Origin of the sequence: Caulobacter rhizosphaerae, assembly GCF_010977555.1 — a bacterium.
GTDB lineage: Bacteria > Pseudomonadota > Alphaproteobacteria > Caulobacterales > Caulobacteraceae > Caulobacter > Caulobacter rhizosphaerae.
Genome location: NZ_CP048815.1, coordinates 1,577,943 through 1,597,891, shown reverse-complemented (window position 1 = coordinate 1,597,891; position 19,949 = coordinate 1,577,943). Strand labels below are relative to the sequence as shown.

The window sequence follows — 19,949 nt, the reverse complement described above, 5'->3', positions numbered from 1 at the left end:
CTCTTCGCTACCCGAGTTCCCTCGATGACCGCTCCGACCACCGACCGCTTCGCCGCGCCGCGCCCCACGCCCAAGCCGGGCATCCTCGACATCGCCGCCTATGTGGGCGGCAAGTCGAAGATCGAGGGCGTCGCCCATCCGGTGAAGCTGTCGAGCAACGAGAACATCCTGGGCAGCAGCGACAAGGCCAAGGCCGCCTATCGCGACGCGGTCGACCGGATGCATATGTATCCGGACGGCAAGGGCTCGGCCCTGCGCGCCGCCATCGCCGCCCACTACCGCCTGGAGGTCGAGCGCATCACCCTGGGCGACGGCAGCGACGAGATCTTCGCCCTGCTGAACCAGGTCTATCTGGAGCCCGGCGACAACATCGTCCAGGGCGAGCACGGCTTCGCCGCCTACGCCATCGGGGCCCGCGCCTGCCAGGGCGAGGTCCGCTTCGCCAAGGAGCCGGGCCAGCGCGTCGCCGTCGACGAGATCGTCAAGTGCGTGGACGAGCGCACCCGCCTGGTGTTCGTCGCCAACCCCGCCAACCCGACCGGCACCTGGCTGACCGGCGAGGAGATCCGCGCCCTGCACGCGGCCCTGCCGCCCTCGGTGGTGCTGGTGCTGGACGGGGCCTATGCCGAGTTCTGCACCGACCCGCGCTTCGAGGACGGGCTGGACCTGGCCCGCAACGCCGAGAACGTCATCGTCACCCGCACCTTCTCCAAGCTGCACGGCCTAGCCGCCCTGCGCGTGGGCTGGGGCTATGGACCGGCCGGGATCATCGAACCGCTGGAGCGCATCCGCCCGCCGTTCAACACCTCGATCCCCGCCCAGGACGCGGCCATCGCCGCCCTGGCCGACTTGGACTTCCAGCAGCGCTCGGTCGCTCTGGTCGAGCAGTGGCGCGCCTGGCTGACCCAGCAGATCGGCGGCCTGGGCCTGGAGGTCACCCCGTCGGCGGCCAATTTCGTGCTGATCAACTTCCCCGCCACGCCCGGCAAGACCGCGCTCGAGGCCGAGGCGTTCCTGGCCTCGAAGGGCTACCTGGTCCGCGCCGTGGGCAACTATAACCTGCCCAACGCCATCCGCGTGACCGTGGGGCTGGAGGAGCACAACCGGGCCGTGGTCGACCTGCTGCGCGAGTTCGTTTCGCGATGAGCCACCCCGGCATTCTTTACCCCAAGATGACCGTGATCGGCTGCGGCCTGATCGGCGGCTCGATCATCCGCGCGGCCCGCGAGCACGGCGTGGTCGGCCAGGTCACCGTCGCCGACGCCAGCGAGGCGCACCGCGCCCGGGTGATCGAGCTGGGCATCGCCGACCACGTGACCGGCGACATCGGCGAGGCCGTGAAGGACGCCGACCTGGTGGTCATCGCCACGCCGGTGCTGTCGACGGCCGAGGTCGCCGCCGCCCTGGCCCCGCACCTGAAGCCGGGCGCCACCCTGACCGACGTCGGCTCGACCAAGGCCAATGTCGTCGAGGCGTTCAAGGCGCTCGACCTGTCCAAGGTGTTCGTGATCCCCGGCCACCCGATCGCCGGCACCGAGCAGTCGGGCCCCGACGCCGGCTTCGCCGAGCTGTTCGAGAACCGCTGGACCATCCTGACCCCGGCCGAGAGCGACGACGAGGCCTACGCCGCCGCCGTCGCCCGGCTCAGCGCCTTCTGGCGGGCGTTCGGCGCCCAGGTCGAGCTGATGGACGACAAGCACCACGACCTGGTGCTGGCCGTGGTCAGCCACCTGCCCCACCTGATCGCCTACACCATCGTCGGCAGCGCCGCCGACCTGGAGAACGTCACCGAGAGCGAGGTGATCAAGTTCTCGGCCTCGGGCTTCCGCGACTTCACCCGCATCGCCGCCAGCGACCCGACCATGTGGCGCGACATCTTCGTGGCCAACAAGGACGCGGTGCTGGAGATGCTGGGCCGGTTCACCGAGGACCTGCAGGCCATGAGCCGCGCCATCCGCTGGGGCGACGCCGACACCCTGCACGCCCACTTCACCCGCACCCGCGCCATCCGCCGCGGCATCGTCGCCGCCGGCCAGGAAAGCGCCGAGCCGAACTTCGGCCGCGACCGCGGGAAGCACTAGGCGGTGGGCTGGAAGCGCATCCTGGGCCTGGTCTTGGCGTCCATCGTCCTGGCGCTGGTGGTCTGGGGCCTGTTCCTTCCGTTGACGACGGTGTCGATCAAGGTCGACCTGCCGCCGGCCGCGCCCCCGGCCAAGCCCAAAACGGTCGACGTCTACATCGCCCCGGACGGATCCCTTCGCGTGGACGACAGGCCGTCCAGCTTGGAAGGCTTGCCCCGGGACATCCAGGCCCAGGCCGCCACGGCCGACAGATCCGGCCAGCGCGTCATGCTGCACGCTGGACGCGAGGTGAAGTACGGCGTCTTCTCGCCCGTTCTGGAGCGCGTCCGCGGCGCTGGCTGGTCCCACGTGGGCTGGGTGGCGGACGAGACGTCCGAACCGACGAAGCCCTTCGGCCAGTCGCGCTAACGCCGTAATACAGCCGCAACGTCCGTTGATGGTCGTCACCGGGGACGTCCCTGCAAGGAAAACCCATGCGCCGCAAGATCATCGCCCTCGCCCTGGCCACGCTGGCCGTCTTCGCCGCCGCCGGCTCGGCCCAGGCCCGGATGCCGTCGCCCGAAAAGATCTTCAAGGCCTGGGACAAGAACGCCGACGGCGGGATCGACAAGGACGAGTGGATCGCCGCCGGCCGCAAGGAAAAGCGCTTCACCCAGGCCGACACGGACGGCGACGGCAAGGTCTCCCTGGAGGAGCTGAGAGCCGGCATGGCCCGCATGAAGGCGCGCCCGGCCGCGTCGACGGGCGAGCAGACCCCGCCCGCCGAACACTAGGCGGATCGATCCTCAAGGCGGTGCGTGGCCCTGGTCCTTCGACAAGCTCAGGATGAGGACCATTTGCAGGCTCGGCGGTAAGAAAACCTCATCCTGAGCTTGTCGAAGGACCAGGTTTTCACTCCGGCCGAAGCGCGATCTGACCCAAACGAACGACCAGGGATTGAGTTGGCGCTGGACCCGTTCCGGGAGGCTTGGCTAAGGTCAGCCTCTTTCGGGAGGGGCCCATGCTCAAATACGTCGACAGCATCAAGGAACTTCTGGCGCTCTATGCGCTGCTGCTCGTGGCCGGGGCCGGCGCCTACGCCGCCTTCGAGCACAAGCCGTTCCTCGATGCGCTGTGGTGGGCCTGCGTCACCGCCACCACCGTCGGCTACGGCGACATATACCCCGCCACGACCGGCGGCCGGGTCGTCGCCGTGGTGCTGATGCACGTGACGCTGCTGTTCATCCTGCCGCTGCTGATCGGCAACATCTGCTCGCGCTGCGTCAAGGATCAGAACGAGTTCAGCCACGCCGAGCAGGAAGAGCTGAAGGCGGCGCTGCGCCGGCTGGAAGACAAGCTGGACCGGGCCGAACGGGCCTAGCGACGGCCGGCGCCGCGACCGTGACCTCGGCGCCACACCCAGCTGATCTTCACCATCGTCCCTTCCCACCGCTCGGCGAACGCTGTAATCGCCCGTTTCCCGAAGGATGAGGACCATGGCGCACAAAGCCCCGACCTATAAGCCCGCAAGCAATCTGCTCGACCGCCAGGTCGAACGGATGGGCGCGCGCGCATCGGTAGGGGTTCCGGTCTAGGGTTCGTCTGAACTCGGGATGTTCGTAGAAGCCCCTCCTGGCCTGGCCGGAGGGGTTTCTTCGTTTTGTGCGAGAGGCTTTCCGACCATGTCGCCAGGAAGGGCGGTTTGGAAAAGGAGAAGCCCATGAGCGGCTTCACACACATCGAAAGCGACGGCGCGCCGATCAAGGCGTGGACCCGGGGCGTGCCCATCGAGGACTCCGCCCTCAAGCAGCTGCGCAACGTCGCCGCCCTGCCCTTCATCCACAAGCACGTGGCGGTCATGCCCGACGTGCACTGGGGGATGGGCGCGACGGTCGGCTCGGTGATCCCCACCCTGGGGGCGATCATCCCGGCCGCCGTGGGCGTCGACATCGGCTGCGGCATGATGGCGGTGCGCACCTCGATCCGCGCCGAGCACCTGCCCGACAACCTGTTCGGCGTCCGCTCGGACATCGAGGCGGCGGTGCCGCACGGCCGGACCGACAACGGCGGGCGCAACGACACGGGCGCCTGGCAGGTCGAGCCGCCGGCGGCCGCGGCGGACAGGTGGGAAGGCCTGAAGGCCGGCTATGACGACGTCGTGGCCCGGCACCCGAAGGCGGCCCACCCGCGCGGTTTCGGCCACCTGGGCACGCTGGGCACGGGCAACCACTTCGTCGAGCTGTGCCTGGACGAGGCCGGCGACGTCTGGGTGATGCTGCACTCGGGCTCGCGCGGCGTCGGCAACCGGTTCGGGACCTACTTCATCGAGCGCGCCAAACACGAGATGAAGCGCTGGTACATCAACCTGCCCGACCAGGACCTGGCCTACTTCGCCGAAGGCAGCGAGGGCTTCGTCGACTACGTCCGGGCCGTGTCCTGGGCGCAGAAGTACGCCCGGGCCAACCGCGAGGTGATGATGGAGCAGGTGCTGGGGGTGCTGAAGCGGACCTTTCCCGACCTCGTGGTCACGCAGGAAGCGGTGAACTGCCACCACAACTACGTGTCGCGGGAGAAGCACTTCGGCAAGGACGTGTACCTGACCCGGAAGGGCGCGGTCTCGGCCAAGGACGGGGAGCTGGGAATCATCCCGGGTTCGATGGGCGCCAAGTCGTTCATCGTGCGCGGCCGGGGCAACCCGGACTCGTTCTGCACGTGCTCGCACGGCGCCGGGCGGGCGATGAGCCGCACCGAGGCCAAGCGGCGGTTCACGATCGCCGACCACGTGGCCGCCACCGCCGGCGTCGAATGCCGCAAGGACGCCGAGGTGATCGACGAAACGCCGATGGCCTACAAGGACATCGACGCGGTCATGGCCGCCCAGAGCGACTTGGTGGACATCGTCCACACGCTGCGCCAGGTCGTCTGCGTGAAGGGCTAAGGCATTTTCAAGCGAAGTGGACGCCGGTTCGCGTGACGAAAATGCGCCAAGCCAAAGAGCGGGACGCCGTCCGGTCTGTGACCGGGCGGCGTTTCGCGTTGGCGGGTCCGCCTCAGGTGATGTGCTTGGCGCTCGGCGGGTCGCTGGCGGGGAAGCTTTCCTCCAGGCTCTCGTCGATCAGGGCCTCCTGGCGGTCCTCGGCCTGCTCGACGTGCTCGGCCAGGTGGTCGGGCTTCTCGCCCTCCGGCAGCGGCTCGACCTTGCGGCTGGTCGGGGTGTCGGCGGTCTGGAAGGCCTCCTTGACGTCGGTCTCGGAGACGCGGTCCTCGGGATGGCCGGGCTGGCCCAGGTCCTGGGCCTGGGAGAAGTCGCCCAGCACTCCGGGGCGCGAGCCGTCTTGCGGCGCGGTGTCGTCAGCCATGGTGATGTCCTTGAAGTTGGACCCGATCAACGGCCGCCTCCGACCCCCGTTCCATGGCCGAGCTGGGGAACTGCCTAGCGGGCCTTCAACTCGGTCAGTTCCCAGGCCTCGCCGACCTTGTGGAACTTGAAGGCGATCCGCGCGCCGGGCGTCAGCGGCGCCTCGGCCAGGATGTCGCCATAGGCCTGGAAAACGGTACGGCCCGGCGCCAGCTTCGCCGCGCTCGCGCCCTCGTGATCGAGCGTTACCGCCTGGCCCTCAAGCCCGGCGATGACGCCCGTCGAATCGTATTCCGGGCCCGCCGGAAGCGCCGCCGCAGTCGTCGCCGGGGCCTCGGACGCGGTTTTCGCCGGCTTGCCCGGACCGCAGGCGGCAAGCGCCACCATCAGGAAACCGGCTGATATTGCTTTGATTTTCATGGGCTTATCAGTTTTCGAAATTTGGCGGATCGATCCGAACACGTCACTCATACAAGGTTTTTTGCCGCAAGTGCGAAAAGGCCGGCGATTGTGGTAGCGATTTTGTGATCGAAGTTTTACTCTAAGGCCTGCCGGCGGCTCTCCACGCCGGTCGTCGAGACCACGCCGGACCGCCCGAACCGAGCACGCCGATCCTAGAGGACCTCCATCCCTAGCGATCTAGCGCGTCCCGTGAAGGCCGGCCTTGCGCCTCTCGAGCCCCCTTCGGAGAGGCCCGGCCCTCGGATCCATCCGAACCGGACAGCCGAGACGATGGACCTGATGAGCGAACGCGGCGCTTTCTTCGACCTGACCTCCTCGCGGAGCGTCGCCTACGACATGGCGGTCTCCACCAGCGACCGGGTCGAGATCCCCGCCGACGCACCCTTGGCCATGCCGGTCCAGCCGCTGGCCTTCTGGCAGGGCCAGGCCAAGCCGGTCGCCACCGCCCAGGAAAACCTGGTGCTGCGCCGCTGGGGCGTGTTCGTCGCCACCGCGATTATGGCCTTCGCCGGCTGGCGGGCCACCTACGACACCATCGCCCTCGGCGGCGTCACCCGCCTGGAAGCCGTGGTCCTGACCCTGCTGGTCCCGCTGTTCCTGGCCCTGGCCCTGTGGTTCTGCACCGCCGTGGTCGGCTTCGTGGTGCTGCTGGGCAAGCCCCGCGACCCGCTGGGCATCGACGACAGCGCCGCCTCGCCCATGCCCAAGCCGAAGGCCCGTACGGCGATCCTGATGCCGGTGCACAACGAGGACGCCGCCGAGGTGTTCGCCCGCCTGCGCGCCATGGACGCCTCGATCGCCGAAACGGGCGCCAGCCGCGCCTTCGACATCTTCATCCTCAGCGACACCCGCGACGCCGCCGTGGCCCTGGCCGAGCAGGCCTGCTTCGCCCGCTTCCGCCGCGAGGCCAACAGCCACGTCTTCTATCGCAAGCGCACCCAGAACACGGGCCGCAAGGCCGGCAACATCGCTGATTGGGTGGCCCGCTGGGGCGGCGACTACGAGCACATGCTGGTGCTGGACGCCGACAGCCTGATGACCGGCGAGGCCATGGTTCGCCTGGCCGACGCCATGGAGCGCCATCCGCGCGTGGGCCTGATCCAGACCATGCCGATGATCATCAACGGCCAGACGATCTTCGCCCGCACCCTGCAGTTCGCCACGCGCCTCTACGGCCGCGTCGCATGGACCGGCCTGGCCTGGTGGTCGGGCTCGGAGAGCAGCTTCTGGGGCCACAACGCCATCGTGCGCACCCGCGCCTTCGCCGAGACCTGCGGCCTGCCCAGCCTGGACGGCCCCAAGCCGTTCGGCGGCGAGGTGATGAGCCACGACGCCCTGGAAAGCGCCCTGCTGCGCCGCGGCGGCTGGGGCGTGCACCTGGCCCCCTATCTGGGCGGCTCGTATGAAGAGAGCCCCTCCAACCTGCTGGACTTCGCCACCCGCGACCGCCGCTGGTGCCGGGGCAACGTGCAGCACATCCCGCTGGTCGGCCTGCCCGGCCTGCACTGGATGAGCCGCCTGCACCTGGTGATCGGCGTGCTCAGCTACGTGCTCTCGCCCTTGTGGTTCGTGGCCCTGTCGTCGGGGATCATCTCGCGCATGCTGATGCCCGAGCTGAAGAAGGCCGCCTTCACCATGGCCGACCTGCAGGCCGCGGCCCACGCCCTGATCGACTGGCGCGAGATCCAGGCCACCGCCTGGGCGATGATCATCACCTTCGTCCTGCTGTTCGGCCCCAAGATCCTGGGCTCGATCCTGGTCTTTTCGCGCAAGAACGAGATCAAGGGTTTCGGCGGCCGCCGCCGGATCCTGGCCGGCCTGGGCGTGGAGATGCTGCTCTCGGCCCTGGTGGCCCCGATGCTGATGTTCACCCAGACCCGCGCCCTGGTCGAGATCCTGGCCGGCAAGGTCGGCGGCTGGGCGACCCAGCGCCGCGACGCCGACAAGGTGACCGGCAAGGAAGCCTTCGCGGCCATGGGCTGGATCAGCGTCACCGGCCTGGCCCTGGCCGTGGCCTTCTGGTTCACCCCCGACCTGCTGACGGCGACGATGCCGATCCTGGCCGGCCTGATCCTGGCCGTGCCGCTGACCATGCTGGGCGCCCACAAGCTGGCCGGCCTGGGCGTCAAGTCCAACGGCCTGTTCATGACCCCCGAGGAGCGCCGCCCGCCGGCCATCGTCCGCGCCGCCCTGGGCCCGGCCTGCGAGCCGCCCGCCCGCTGGTTCAGCCGCCAGCCGGCCCCGGTCCTGATCGCCGACGCGGCGGCGGAACGGAACGCCGCCTAGGGCCTTATCGGTCCAGCGTCCGATAGCGCCTATGCTCGCTTAAGGGTGGTCGCCTTCGCCCGACCGGAGTAGAAGCGCGCTTCGTTCAATCCAAACGGAGCGTCCGCCGTGTCGCGCCTCTTCAGCGCCTATGTGATCGTCGACTGGAGCGCGGCGGCCAAGCCGACCACGGGGGCGGATTCCGTGTGGATCGGCGTGATGAAGCGCGACGTGCGCTTCCGGCTGACCTTCGAGAGCTTCAACCCGCCCACCCGCCAGGAGGCCGAGGCCAAGCTGGCGACGATCCTCGACGACCTGAAGAAGCGCGGCGAGCGGGCCCTGGTCGGCTTCGACTTTCCGCTGGGCTTCCCGCGCGGCGTCACGGCGGCCCTGTCCCTGAAGGGCGACCATCCCTGGCGCGCGGTCTGGGACCAGCTGGCCAAGATGGTCAAGGACAAGGCCGACAACACCAACAACCGCTTCGGCGTCGGTTCCGAGCTGAACCGTCGGCTGACCGGCGGGCCGTTCCCGTTCTGGGGCTGCCCGCCCAAGGACGCCCTGACTACCCTGCAGCCCAAGCGCACCCGCGAGCACGGACCGGGCGACCTGCCCGAGTTCCGCCACGCGGACCTGGCGGCCAAAGGGGCGGCCTCGATCTGGAAGCTCTATTACAACGGCTCGGTCGGCGGCCAGGCGATCGTCGGCATCCCGGCCGCGCGCCGGCTGAAGGACGCCCGCGGCGACGCCGCCCGGGTCTGGCCGTTCGAGACCGGCTTCAAGGCCCTGACCGAGGCCGACCTGGACGGCGTGCAGGTGGTGATCGCCGAGGTCTACCCCTCGCTGGTCAAGGCCACCCCCGCCCCCGGCGAGATCAAGGACGCCGCCCAGGTGCGCGCCCTGGCCGAGCACTTCGCCAAGCTGGACGAGGCCGGCAAGCTGGCCGCCCTGTTCGGCCCGAGCAAGGACGCCCCGGCCGACCTGGTGGTGGACGCCCAGACCGAAGAGGGCTGGATTTTGGGGGCGGCGATCTAGGCGGAAACGCCGTGCGTCCTTCGAGGCTCGGCTACGCCTCGCACCTCAGGATGAGGCAATCAGCACAGAGTTCCTCATCCTGAGGCGCCCGCGTAGCGGGCCTCGAAGGACCCATGGCGGCTATCGTTCCTTCAGGTCCAGCATCCGATACCGCCCCAGCAGCAGGCCCGCGGCCAGGAAGCTGGTGATGATCACCGACCAGACGATGCCGTCGACGCCCAGCTTCATCGGCAGGGCCAGCCACCAGGCCAGGGGGCCCATGACCAGGGCGTAGCTGATCATGTGGGTCGCGGTCGGGATCCACACCTCGCCCCGCGCCCGCAGGGCCTGGGCGCAGACCACCTGGACAGCGTCGGGGATCAGGAACAGGCAGCTCAGCGCCAGGGCCGGCGCGATCAGGGTCAGGGCGGCCGGATCGGTGGTGTAGGCCCCCGCCACCAGGTGACGCAGGGGATAGAGCAGCACCGTGACCAGCAGCGAGAAGGCCGCGGTCACCCCGAAGGCGACCCAGCCGGCCCGGCTCATGCCCTTGGAGTCGCGCGCGCCGTAGGCCCGGCCCACCTGCACCGCCGTGGCCGTCGACAGGCCCAGCGGGACCATGAAGATCACCGCCACGACGTTGAGCACCACCGCCCAGGCGGCCACCGAATAGCCGCCCAGCCAGCCGGCCACCAGGCTCATGCCGGCGAAGGCCCCCGACTCGAACAGGTTGGAGCCGCCCGCCCCGTAGCCGATCCGGCGCTGCTCGCGCGCGGCGGCCAGGTCGGGCGCCGGCCGGTCGAACACCCCCATGGCCCTGGCGTCCTTCAGGCGCACGATGACCACCGCCAGCATCGCCGCGAAGGCCGCCCGCGCCACGAAGGTCGACCACGCCGCGCCCACCGCGCCCAGGGCCGGCAGGCCGAACGTCCCCGGCACCAGCAGCAGGTTGGCCGCCAGGTTGATCAGGTTGGCGAACCACATGGCCACGGTCACCAGGCCCGGCCGCCCCAGGCCCTCGAGCCAGAAGCTCAGCGTCACGCTCAGGGCGAACAGCGGCAGGGACAGGGAGAAGACGACCAGCGGCGCCGTGGCCCCGTTGGCCAGGGCCGTGTCGAGGCCGGCATGGTGCATCAGCGGCGGCCCGGCGATCGCCAGCAAGGCCGCGCCGGCGACGCCCAGCCACAGGGCGTAGACCACGCCGCGCCGCAGCACCGCGCCGGTCTCGTGCGGCCTGCCCGCCCCGGTGGCCCGCGAGGCCATCACCTGCACCCCGACCAGCAGGCCGACCGTCATGGTCACGAACACCGAGGTCGGGGCCCAGGCCATGGCGTGGAAGCCCAGCTGCGTCGCCGAGAAGTGGCCGACGACGATGGCGTCGGTCAGGCCCATGACCATGATGCCCAGGCGCGACAGCACCACGGGCCCGGCCAGCCGCAGCAGCTCGATCAGGTCGGAGACAATGACGCCGTGCGGCTTCCCGGGGCGGGGAGCCGGCGCGGCCGCGGAACGCGACATCTTCAGGGCCTTTCCAAGAGGCCGGGAAGGTGACCGATGCTCCAGCTTTGAGCAACCCCCGCTTGCGCGCTACCGCTTGGAACATCCGCGCGGCCCGTCAGTTTCGCCGTCGTCAGCCGCAGGAGGCCTCCATGCCCGACGTCGAAACCCCGCAGTTCGAACCCGCCGCCGAGCGCGCCGCCCAGGCCGAGCGCGACATCCAGGCCCCGCTGGACGCCAAGGAGCAGCGCTCGTTTCAGGAGAAGGGCCAAGACGGCGACCAGAAGGAGGAAAAGCCCGCCATGCAGGCCGGCGCCCGCCCCTATCCCGCCCCGCCCTTCCCCGAGCAGCACCAGGTCAAGCCGGGGATCGAGGCCAAGCTGGATCCGGCCCCGATGTACGACGCGCCGTTCTACAAGGGCTCGGGCAAGCTGGAGGGCAAGGTCGCCCTGATCACCGGGGCCGACAGCGGCATCGGCCGGGCCGTGGCGGTGCTGTTCGCCCGCGAGGGGGCCGACGTGGCCATCGCCTATCTGGACGAGGAGCTGGACGCGGCCGAGACCCGGGCCGCCGTCGAGCGCGAAGGCCGCCGCGCCATCCTGTTGCCCGGCGACGTGGCCGATCCCGCCTACGCCAAGGCCGCCGTCGAGCGCACGGTCGCCGAGCTGGGCAAGCTGGACGTGCTGGTCAACAACGCCGCCTTCCAGGAGCACGTCACCGCCTTCGAGGACCTGACGCCCGAGCACTTCGACCGCACGCTGAAGACCAATCTCTACGGCTATTTCCACATGGCCCAGGCGGCGGTGAAGGTGATCCCGCCTGGCGGGGCGATCATCAACACCGGCTCGGTCACCGGCATGCTGGGCAACAAGGACCTGCTGGACTACTCCCTGACCAAGGGCGGCATCCACGCCTTCACCCGCTCGCTGGCCGCCCACCTGGTCGACAAGGGCATCCGGGTCAACGCCGTGGCCCCGGGCCCGGTGTGGACGCCCCTGAACCCTGCCGACAAGCTGGCGCCCCAGGTGGCCCAGTTCGGCGGCCAGACCCCGATGAAGCGCCCCGCCCAGCCCGAGGAGATCGCCCCCGCCTACGTCTTCCTGGCCTCGCCCCAGACCTCCAGCTACATCACCGGCGAGGTGCTGCCGATCATCGGCGGGTACAGCGGGGGCTAGGTGTCGGCCCACCAGATCCTCCCCCTGTGGGGGAGGCGGTCGCGCAGCGACCGGTGGGGGGAGTTTTCGGAGCGCCCGTCACTCCCCTCCCCGTCGGCTGCGCCGACACCCCTCCCACAGGGAAGGGACCTCTCGTCTCCGCCGCCCTTAACCTAGACCGCTAACGAACGGCTAAGTCTGCCAGTCTAGGTTGACCGTCGGGCGCAAAACGCGCCTTCGGCTTCGCGGCCGATCCTGGAAGCGGTCCGTCGATGTCGTTCAACAGCATCAACACCAATGTCGGGGCGATGATCGCCCTGCAGTCGCTGAACGCGATCAACCGCGACCTGTCCGACACCCTGCGCCACATCGCCACCGGCCTGGCGATCTCCAGCCCCAAGGACAATCCCGCCGTCTGGGCCATCGCCCAGAACCAGCGGTCCGAGTCCCACGCCCTGGACGCCGTGCGCGCCTCGCTGCAGCGCGGCCAGTCGATCACCGACGTCGCCCTGGCGGCCGGCGAGACGGTGACCGACCTCCTGACCCAGATGAAGGAGAAGATGCTGGCGGCCTCGGACACCAGCCTCAACACCACCAGCCGCAAGGCTCTGAACGACGACTACCTGTCGCTGAAGCGGCAGATCGACCGCACGGTGGGAAACGCCGACTTCAACGGGATCAACCTGATCTCCTCGGGCAATACGGGCCAGGTGCGGGCCCTGGCCAACGCCGACGCCAGCGACACCATCGACGTCGACCACGTGGACCTGTCGACCACCGGCGCGGCCCTGTCGGGGATGCGCGCCGACCTGCTGGGCGCGCCGATCAGCGCCGCCGAGATCAAGGCGATGAGCGGGGCGATCCAGAACGTCACCTCGGCCCTCTCGAGCCTGGGCACGCGGTCCTACGCCCTGGAGACCCACATGGGCTTCATCGACAAGCTGCAGGACACCCTGGACGCCTCGGTCGGCCGGCTGGTCGACGCCGACATGGCCAAGGAAGCCACCAAGCTGCAGGCCCTGCAGGTCAAGCAGCAGCTGGCCATCAAGTCGTTGAGCATCGCCAACTCCGCGCCCAGCTACCTGCTGAAACTGTTCGGCGGCTGACGCGCCCGGGCGGATCCGGCGTTCCGTCGGGCGCTCCAGTGAGGACGCCGTTCGCGCCGCGAGGGGGCGTTGTGAAGGTCCGGCTTTGGGCACGACGGCCCTGGCGGCTTACGACCGAGGCTGTGTGAAAACACCGCCAAATCGGCTAGAATCCTGATGCTGGAGTAGCAGTCGGGAGGTGGAGTTGAGCCGCTTCGTTGAGGGTTGTGATCGCCGACAGCCGACGCTGCTTCCCGAATGTCTGGACGACTACGTGGCCGAGGAGAACCCGGTACGTGTGGTCGATGTCTTCGTCGACGAGATGGATCTGGCGTCGCTGGGCTTCGAAGTGATGCCGGCGGCGACAGGACGCCCGGCCTATCATCCGGCCATGCTGCTCAAGCTCTACGTCTATGGCTACCTGAACAAGGTGCAGTCCAGCCGCCGGCTGGAACGCGAGGCGCGGCGCAATGTCGAGCTGATGTGGCTGACGGGCCGGCTGGCGCCCGACCACAAGACCATCGCCGACTTCAGAAAGGATAACGGCCCAGCGATCCAGGCGGCCTGCGCCCAGTTCGTGGTGCTGTGCCGGCAGATCGGCCTGTTCGGCGCGGCCCTGGCCGCCATCGACGGCAGCAAGTTCAAGGCGGTCAACACGCGCGACAAGAACTTCACAGCCAACAAACTCAAGAAGCGCCTGGAGCAAGTGGCCGGGCACATCGCCGGCTATCTGCGCGACCTGGACACCGCTGACCGTCAGGAGGGTGAGGCCGCCGAGACGCGATCGGAACGCCTGAAGGAGAAGGTCGAGCGGCTCCGCGAGCAGATGCGCTGGCTGCAGACCATGGAAGCCAAGATCGCGGCCTCTCCCGACGGCCAGGTCTCACTGACCGATCCCGACGCCCGGTCGATGGCCACCAGCGGACGTGGCAGCGGCATGGTCGGCTACAACGTCCAGTCCGCCGTCGACGCCGAGCATCACCTGATCGTCGCCCACGACGTGATCATGACCGGCAGCGATCGCCAGCAGCTCTCGTCAATGGCCGCGCAGGCCAAGGATGCTCTGGGCGTTGAAGCCCTCGATGTGCTGGCCGACCGCGGCTATTTCTCTGGCGAGGAGACCCGCCGATCAGGTCGCCTTCCCAATGGCCCGGCACGGCGCGATCCTCAACGCAGGCCGGCCTCTCGCGGATGGAGACCGCATCCTTGATCTGGCCCAGGCCGCTTCGCTTTAGGCTGGCGTGGCGGGAGCGGCGGATGGTCCGCCGTGCCCTGAGGTGGTCCAGCAGTTCCTTCTTCAGCACCCCTCGGGTCTGGATGAACAGGCTGCGGTAGATGGTTTCGTGCGACACCTGATTGTGCGGCTCCTCGGGCCAGGTGCGTTTGAGCCAGCCGGCGATCTGCTCGGGCGACCATTTGCGTCGCAGCTTGGCGGATACTGTCCGGGCCAGGGCGGGACGGCAAGCCAGCTTGCATCGCTTCGGACGCAACGCCCGGTCCCACGCCGCTCGATCGGCGCTGGTTGCTCGATACCGTTCCGGCCCGCCGTTGCGCAGGATCTCGCGACTGATCGGCGTCGACGGCGGACTGGACGTTGTAGCCGACCATGCCGCTGCCACGTCCGCTGGTGGCCATCGACCGGGCGTCGGGATCGGTCAGTGAGACCTGGCCGTCGGGAGAGGCCGCGATCTTGGCTTCCATGGTCTGCAGCCAGCGCATCTGCTCGCGGAGCCGCTCGACCTTCTCCTTCAGGCGTTCCGATCGCGTCTCGGCGGCCTCACCCTCCTGACGGTCAGCGGTGTCCAGGTCGCGCAGATAGCCGGCGATGTGCTCGGCCACTTGCTCCAGGCGCTTCTTGAGTTTGTTGGCTGTGAAGTTCTTGTCGCGGGTGTTGACCGCCTTGAACTTGCTGCCGTCGATGGCGGCCAGGGCCGCGCCGAACAGGCCGATCTGCCGGCACAGCACCACGAACTGGGCGCAGGCCGCCTGGATCGCTGGGCCGTTATCCTTTCTGAAGTCGGCGATGGTCTTGTGGTCGGGCGCCAGCCGGCCCGTCAGCCACATCAGCTCGACATTGCGCCGCGCCTCGCGTTCCAGCCGGCGGCTGGACTGCACCTTGTTCAGGTAGCCATAGACGTAGAGCTTGAGCAGCATGGCCGGATGATAGGCCGGACGTCCTGTCGCCGCCGGCATCACTTCGAAGCCCAGCGACGCCAGATCCATCTCGTCGACGAAGACATCGACCACACGTACCGGGTTCTCCTCGGCCACGTAGTCGTCCAGACATTCGGGAAGCAGCGTCGGCTGTCGGCGATCACAACCCTCAACGAAGCGGCTCAACTCCACCTCCCGACTGCTACTCCAGCATCAGGATTCTAGCCGATTTGGCGGTGTTTTCACACAGCCTCGACCCGTTGGCGACATTCATATGGCGTGCGACACTAAGCCATGCAGCCGAAGAGACTACCCCATGGTGTCACCATCGTCTTCTTCATGGCGACTGCGGCTTCGTTCGTAGCCCAATGGTATGTGGGGATCGCGCACGGCTTCCCGGTCGGTCCAGCGCTGTCGCTCGCGATGTTCTTGTCAGTCCTTGGCGCTTTAATTCCATCGCTCATTCGCACCATTCGGCTTCGTGCGTGGGAGTGGGCACCGGCGGCTATCGCCTTGGCTGCGCTTCTCGCCATGGACCTGATTTGGCGCTTGTTCCTGTCACCATTCCCTGACGTTTACAAACGCGTGGCGCTCGTAATTTTCGGCGCAGAGCCCGTGATAGTCGCGCTTGGCATTGTCGCTGTCATCGCCGAATGGCGCAGGCATCGTCAGATTGGCCCTCGACGAGAGCACCGGTTTTCGCCTCAGCGGTGAATGTCCGGCATCCACCCGTCTCGGACCTTCGGGCTGTCTCTTTTCCGGCAAATCCCATCGCTCCGCATGGGGCCTCGCCGCTGCGGGCGGGCTCACAACATTTCCCCAACGCTCGTCACCCTCGGACTTGTTCCGAGGACCCCTGCCTCCACTGCGAAGGAGGCTGGTCCGTTGAGCGGTGAGGCCGTGGTTCCGTCTGGAGCGACAACGCGGCTGAACGAGGGGTCCTCGGAACAAGTCCGAGGATGACGGCAATTGGGGAGGATGGACGCCGCTCAATCCCCGTCGTCGGCGCTACAAACCCCAGCCCTTCCAACGCCCTGCAGAAAAAGCAGCGTCACCGGTCCTCGGGCCTCAAACCTCCTGCACAATCGAAGCTGTCCCTATCGCGGGGGAGGGCTCTTGGTACCGGCCCAAGCAGGCGATGGGGGTGGAACCGAGCGGGGCCGCCTGGGCCTGGCGATCGGATCGCGGCGGGCGGCGGGGCTCAGAAGGCTCCAAGGCCTGGTGGGGACGATGGCGGGACAGGCGGGTCGACGGGGCTGGGAGTTCAAACCGGCCTGTTCCAGGATCAGTCGGAGTCGCCGACGGCCCCTTCCGGGCGACCTGATCCTGCCCGCCTGAGGGGAAACGCCGACCGGGATGAAACAAGCCCTCAGTCGTCGTCCCTTGAGACAAACGGTTTCGCGGAGCGGTCAGGTCTAGCCGAAACGCACACTCTAAACCCACGGTCATCCGGGCTGGGCCCGGACCGCTCCGCGCCTCCCCGCCCACTCGCCCGCGAAGGGCCGAGGTCGAAGAGCCGTGTCCGTGAAAGACCCCCTCAGTCGCTTCGCGACAGCTCCCCCAGAGGGGGAGCATCTGAGCGGTGCTAGATCCTCCCCCTCTGGGGGAGGTGGCCCGGAGGGCCGGAGGGGGATCGCGGCGCATCGGGCCTGAGCGCCGGGCCCATGCCATGAGCATGTCGCCTCTTCTAATGCGGCCAGACCTCGGTGAGCACCTTGGCCTTGCCGCCCTTCCAGCTGACCTCCAGGGCCGGGGTCTTGGGCTGGCCCTCGGCGAACAGCTCGTAGATCACCTCGCCGTCGGCCTGGGTGCTCTCAATCACCCGGACCGGCGCGACCTTGGGGGCGGCCTTGACCGCGGCGTCGCGCACCGGCTGGGGCGTGGCGGTCCAGGCGACGTCGCGCTGGGTCTCGACGATCTTCCACCGGCCGCCGGCCTCCAGCAGGTCGAACTCGATCTCTGCGCCGTCCGGCAAGGTCCCCTCGACATCATAATAGCGCCGGTCCTCGCGCACCTTGAGTTCCGCCGCCTTGATCTTCAGGCCCGGCGCGGCCTTGGTGACCGCCGCGACCACGGCCGGCGGCAGGTCGGCGGCTTCCACGGGCGTGACCTTGGTCTCGGGAACCTGGGCCCCGGCGGCGCCGGCCGCGAGGGCCAGGGCGATGGCCGAAGCGAGGATCGAACGTGCGAACATGGCGGCTTCTCCACAGGCGGATCGTCGGCGACCCGGGCAGTATGCTTCAATCGGGCGTCGATCACCCGCGGATCATACCTCGCGTCCTCGTGCTAAGCAGGGATGTCACCGAGTGAGTCTCCATGGCCCAGCACCTCGCCCTCCTGTCCCTGCTCGTCCGCGACTACGATGAGGCCCTGGCCTTCTATGTCGGCAAGATGGGGTTTTCCCTAGTGGAGGACAGCCACTTGGGCGGTGGCAAGCGCTGGGTCGTGGTCGCGCCGGGCGCGGCCGGCACGCGCTTCCTGCTGGCCAAGGCCAGCGATGACCAGCAAACGGCGTTGGTCGGCGGCCAGGGCGGCGGCCGGGTCTGGCTGTTCCTGCACACCGACGCCTTCGAGGCCGACCACGCCCGACTGAGCGCCGCCGGGGTGAGGTTCCTCGAGGCGCCCCGCCACGAAGCCTATGGCAGCGTCGCGGTCTTCGAAGACCTGTACGGCAACCGCTGGGACCTGCTGCAGCCCAAGACCAAGGCCTGATCCCCCATGCTCCACCCCATGCGTCGCATCCTCGCCCTGCTGTTCGTCGCCGTCGCGGCCCTGGTCGCCGCCCCGGCCATGGCCAAGCCTGTTCCGTTGCGGGTGCTCTATCTGGACCAGTCGGTCGGCTGGAAACACGCCCCCGTCGCCCGGCCCGAGGGCGGCGGCCTTGCGCCGTCCGAGATCGCGATAAAGGCCATCGGCCAGGAGAGCGGCGCCTTCACCGCCGAGGTCACCCAGGACGCCCGCGAGATCACGCCGGAGCGGCTGGCGAGCGTCGATGTGCTGGTGTTCTACACCACCGGCGCCCTGCCGATCTCGCCCGAGGCCTGGGCGGTCGTCCAGTCGCGCGTGAAGGCCGGCAAGCTGGGCTTCGTCGGCGTCCACAGCGCCACCGACACCGGCTGGCCCTATGACGGCCCCGGCGAGACCTATACCCGCTTCATCAACGGCAAGTTCGCCGGCCATCCCTGGACCCAGGGCACGCCGATCCGCGTCGAGACGCTCGATCCCGACCTGGCCCTGGTGGCCATGTGGCCGGTCGGGTTCGACTATGCCGAGGAGATCTACCAGCACAGCGACTTCGACCCGGCCAAGGTGCGCGTGCTGCAGACGCTGGACTTCGCCGGCACGCCGCTGAAGCGGCCCTACGCCGTGCCGGTCGCCTGGGCGCGCCAGGTCGGCCAGGGCCGGCTGTTCTTCACCAACCTGGGCCACACGCCCTCGACCTGGGACGATCCGCGCTTTCGCAAGCAGATCGTCGCGGCGGTGAACTGGACCGGCCGTCGCACCGACGGCGAGGCCAGCCCCGACACGCTGCGCCAGTTCCTGTGGCAGGTGAAGGCGCTGCTGGCCTACGAGCCCGCCGCCGGCCGCGACGACAAGGCGATCCTCGGCCGGCTGCTGAAGATGGACCCGAAATGGCAGGCCGCCACCGCCCAGCGCATCGCCGACCTGCGCACGGTCTATCCGGCCAAGCCCGACAGCGACCGCGCGCCGTTCGACACGGCCTACAAGGCGGTGCTGGCGGACGTGCTGGCGCGGGGCGGCGCCCGCTAGCGCCCCTCCACCACGTCGCCGCTGTCGATCGCGCCGTTGACCACCGGGGTGCGTACGGCGCCGCGTACCCGGGTGAGGCCGGCGAACCCGCTGGGCGCGCCCTCGTCGCGCATGCTGGGGCCGGTCATCAACTGATAGTGCAGATGCGGAAACAGCGAGCTGCCCGAGGCGCCGATCGCCGCCACGGGCTGGCCCGCCTTGACCGGATCGCCGACCTTCACCTTCAGGCTGGCCTGGCGGATGTGGCCCAGGATGCTGAACAGGCCGTCGGCATGGCGGATCACGACATAGTTGCCGAACAGGGCGTTCGGCGCGTCCTTCAGTTCGCCCGGATCGAAGCTCTTGTCGTCCGGCCGGCTGTCCAGAGCCGCCACCACCATGCCGTCGGCCGGCGCCCGCACCGGGCGGCCGAAGCCGAGATAGCTCTCGTTGCGCGTCGCATCGCCCGCCGCCATCCGGCCCTCGGCGTCGACGGGCACGAGGTCGTAGGAATAGCGCATGGCGTTGGCGCCGATGCCCATCTGCTTGAGGAACGGATGCTGGGTGTCGAACCGGCGGTGGTGCGACAGCAGGTCGTGACCATCCCAGACCAGCACCCGGCCCTCCACCGGCAGCACCAGCTTGCGGGTCCAGGCGGGCGCGCTCGCGAAGACGGCCTTGGCCTCGACCACGGTCGGGACCTCGCCGGCCGGCGCCGTTTCGCCCTCCTTCGTCACGCGCTCCAGCGTCACCCGCACCCGCATGGCCGAGGCGGCGACGTCGCCGGGGAGCTCCGGGAACGGGTTGAAGAACAGCCGGGTCTCGCCAGGCGCCAGCACCCGATTGGCGATGGTTTCGATGGCCGGGGCGAAGCCGTTGCCGTCGATCCGCCGCTCCAGCACCGCCGCGCCGCCGGTATCCAGGGTGGTCACCGTGACCTCCGAGACCTCGACCGGCCAGGCCTTGTCGTTGGTGATCAGCACGTCGAAATTGGCGCTGGCCCCCGCCGCCGTCGGCTCCAGATAGGGCCGCTCGGGCAGGATGCGGGCCTGGGCCAGGGCGGCTTGCGAACCGCCGGCCCAGAGGCCGAGCGCCAGCAGCGAGGCGATGAGTTTCATTCGGGTCCCCCGTTTCGTGATCGGCGCACCCTGCC

At 69.0% G+C, this 19,949-nt stretch carries 18 protein-coding genes and 4 pseudogenes; 15 read left to right on the top strand and 7 right to left on the bottom strand.

Features of this window, described 5'->3' with window-relative positions; translation table 11 throughout:
- Positions 1–24: 24 nt before the first annotated feature.
- The 6 genes from hisC to G3M57_RS07565 all read left to right on the top strand — a co-directional run bounded on the left by hisC (position 25) and on the right by G3M57_RS07565 (position 4,998).
- On the top strand, positions 25–1,146 hold the full coding sequence (gene hisC, locus G3M57_RS07590; RefSeq protein ID WP_056757153.1) for a histidinol-phosphate transaminase: 1,122 nt from the start codon (positions 25–27) through the stop codon (positions 1,144–1,146).
- A complete protein-coding gene (locus G3M57_RS07585; RefSeq protein ID WP_163229767.1) occupies positions 1,143–2,081 on the top strand; it encodes a prephenate/arogenate dehydrogenase family protein in 939 nt (312 codons plus the stop codon). The genes hisC and G3M57_RS07585 overlap by 4 nt, the downstream gene beginning before the upstream one ends.
- A 3-nt stretch (positions 2,082–2,084) precedes the next feature.
- Positions 2,085–2,489, top strand: a complete 405-nt coding sequence (locus tag G3M57_RS07580; RefSeq protein WP_163229765.1) for an ExbD/TolR family protein — start codon at positions 2,085–2,087, stop codon at positions 2,487–2,489.
- Between the two features lie 65 nt (positions 2,490–2,554).
- Positions 2,555–2,854: an EF-hand domain-containing protein gene (locus G3M57_RS07575; protein ID WP_163229763.1), complete on the top strand. Its 300-nt coding sequence runs from the start codon at positions 2,555–2,557 to the stop codon at positions 2,852–2,854.
- A gap of 227 nt (positions 2,855–3,081) precedes the next feature.
- The gene (locus tag G3M57_RS27725; RefSeq protein ID WP_056757166.1) at positions 3,082–3,441 is read left to right on the top strand and encodes a potassium channel family protein; all 360 of its coding nucleotides are present in this window, start codon (positions 3,082–3,084) and stop codon (positions 3,439–3,441) included.
- A 339-nt stretch (positions 3,442–3,780) separates the two neighbouring features.
- On the top strand, positions 3,781–4,998 hold the full coding sequence (locus tag G3M57_RS07565) for an RtcB family protein (RefSeq protein ID WP_163229761.1): 1,218 nt from the start codon (positions 3,781–3,783) through the stop codon (positions 4,996–4,998).
- Positions 4,999–5,110: 112 nt separating this feature from the next.
- On the opposite strand, the gene G3M57_RS07560 is transcribed toward G3M57_RS07565, so the two are convergent.
- Together G3M57_RS07560 and G3M57_RS07555 are read right to left on the bottom strand one after the other, a co-directional pair.
- A complete protein-coding gene (locus G3M57_RS07560) occupies positions 5,111–5,419 on the bottom strand; it encodes a hypothetical protein (protein ID WP_056757210.1) in 309 nt (102 codons plus the stop codon).
- Between the two features lie 74 nt (positions 5,420–5,493).
- Positions 5,494–5,889 (bottom strand): copper-binding protein, encoded by a 396-nt coding sequence (locus tag G3M57_RS07555; RefSeq protein WP_230983978.1) that lies wholly within the window; start codon positions 5,887–5,889, stop codon positions 5,494–5,496.
- 270 nt (positions 5,890–6,159) lie between these two features.
- Here G3M57_RS07555 and mdoH point away from each other — a divergent pair, with 270 nt between their 5' ends.
- The 3 genes and pseudogenes from mdoH to G3M57_RS27405 all read left to right on the top strand — a co-directional run.
- Entirely contained in the window at positions 6,160–8,166 is a 2,007-nt protein-coding gene (gene mdoH, locus G3M57_RS07550) for a glucans biosynthesis glucosyltransferase MdoH (protein ID WP_163229759.1), read from the top strand.
- A 108-nt stretch (positions 8,167–8,274) separates the two neighbouring features.
- Complete coding sequence (locus G3M57_RS07545; RefSeq protein WP_163229757.1) at positions 8,275–9,177, top strand: cobalamin biosynthesis protein CbiG; 903 nt, start codon at positions 8,275–8,277, stop codon at positions 9,175–9,177.
- A gap of 4 nt (positions 9,178–9,181) precedes the next feature.
- Positions 9,182–9,270, top strand: a pseudogene (locus tag G3M57_RS27405) (hypothetical protein); the annotation flags it as partial.
- Between the two features lie 27 nt (positions 9,271–9,297).
- Here G3M57_RS27405 and G3M57_RS07540 read toward each other — a convergent pair.
- The gene (locus G3M57_RS07540; protein ID WP_163229755.1) at positions 9,298–10,674 is read right to left on the bottom strand and encodes an MATE family efflux transporter; all 1,377 of its coding nucleotides are present in this window, start codon (positions 10,672–10,674) and stop codon (positions 9,298–9,300) included.
- Between the two features lie 131 nt (positions 10,675–10,805).
- Here G3M57_RS07540 and G3M57_RS07535 point away from each other — a divergent pair, with 131 nt between their 5' ends.
- From G3M57_RS07535 to G3M57_RS07525, 3 genes and pseudogenes are all read left to right on the top strand, one after another.
- Positions 10,806–11,828 (top strand): SDR family oxidoreductase, encoded by a 1,023-nt coding sequence (locus G3M57_RS07535; RefSeq protein WP_163229753.1) that lies wholly within the window; start codon positions 10,806–10,808, stop codon positions 11,826–11,828.
- A 251-nt stretch (positions 11,829–12,079) separates the two neighbouring features.
- The gene (locus tag G3M57_RS07530) at positions 12,080–12,913 is read left to right on the top strand and encodes a flagellin (RefSeq protein WP_163229751.1); all 834 of its coding nucleotides are present in this window, start codon (positions 12,080–12,082) and stop codon (positions 12,911–12,913) included.
- A 184-nt stretch (positions 12,914–13,097) separates the two neighbouring features.
- A pseudogene (locus G3M57_RS07525) lies at positions 13,098–14,012 on the top strand (IS1182 family transposase); the annotation flags it as partial.
- Here G3M57_RS07525 and G3M57_RS07520 read toward each other — a convergent pair.
- Both G3M57_RS07520 and G3M57_RS07515 read right to left on the bottom strand, forming a co-directional pair.
- A pseudogene (locus G3M57_RS07520) lies at positions 14,011–14,475 on the bottom strand (IS30 family transposase); the annotation flags it as partial. The pseudogenes G3M57_RS07525 and G3M57_RS07520 sit on opposite strands and share 2 nt — an antisense overlap.
- Positions 14,467–15,232 (bottom strand): annotated as a pseudogene (locus G3M57_RS07515) (transposase); the annotation flags it as partial. The pseudogenes G3M57_RS07515 and G3M57_RS07520, both read right to left, overlap by 9 nt.
- Before the next feature lie 108 nt (positions 15,233–15,340).
- On the opposite strand from G3M57_RS07515, the gene G3M57_RS07510 reads away from it, so the two are divergent.
- The gene (locus G3M57_RS07510) at positions 15,341–15,760 is read left to right on the top strand and encodes a hypothetical protein (RefSeq protein WP_163229749.1); all 420 of its coding nucleotides are present in this window, start codon (positions 15,341–15,343) and stop codon (positions 15,758–15,760) included.
- 973 nt (positions 15,761–16,733) lie between these two features.
- Here G3M57_RS07510 and G3M57_RS07505 read toward each other — a convergent pair.
- Complete coding sequence (locus G3M57_RS07505) at positions 16,734–17,240, bottom strand: hypothetical protein (protein ID WP_230983913.1); 507 nt, start codon at positions 17,238–17,240, stop codon at positions 16,734–16,736.
- A 122-nt stretch (positions 17,241–17,362) separates the two neighbouring features.
- On the opposite strand from G3M57_RS07505, the gene G3M57_RS07500 reads away from it, so the two are divergent.
- Together G3M57_RS07500 and G3M57_RS07495 are read left to right on the top strand one after the other, a co-directional pair.
- A complete protein-coding gene (locus tag G3M57_RS07500; protein WP_163229747.1) occupies positions 17,363–17,758 on the top strand; it encodes a VOC family protein in 396 nt (131 codons plus the stop codon).
- Positions 17,759–17,776: 18 nt separating this feature from the next.
- Positions 17,777–18,817 carry a ThuA domain-containing protein gene (locus tag G3M57_RS07495; RefSeq protein WP_163229745.1) on the top strand — a complete coding sequence of 347 codons (1,041 nt, stop codon included), beginning with the start codon at positions 17,777–17,779 and terminating at the stop codon, positions 18,815–18,817.
- Here the strand turns inward: G3M57_RS07495 and G3M57_RS07490 are convergent.
- A complete protein-coding gene (locus G3M57_RS07490; RefSeq protein ID WP_163229743.1) occupies positions 18,814–19,914 on the bottom strand; it encodes a peptidoglycan DD-metalloendopeptidase family protein in 1,101 nt (366 codons plus the stop codon). The two genes, G3M57_RS07495 and G3M57_RS07490, sit on opposite strands and share 4 nt — an antisense overlap.
- Positions 19,915–19,949: the final 35 nt, after the last annotated feature.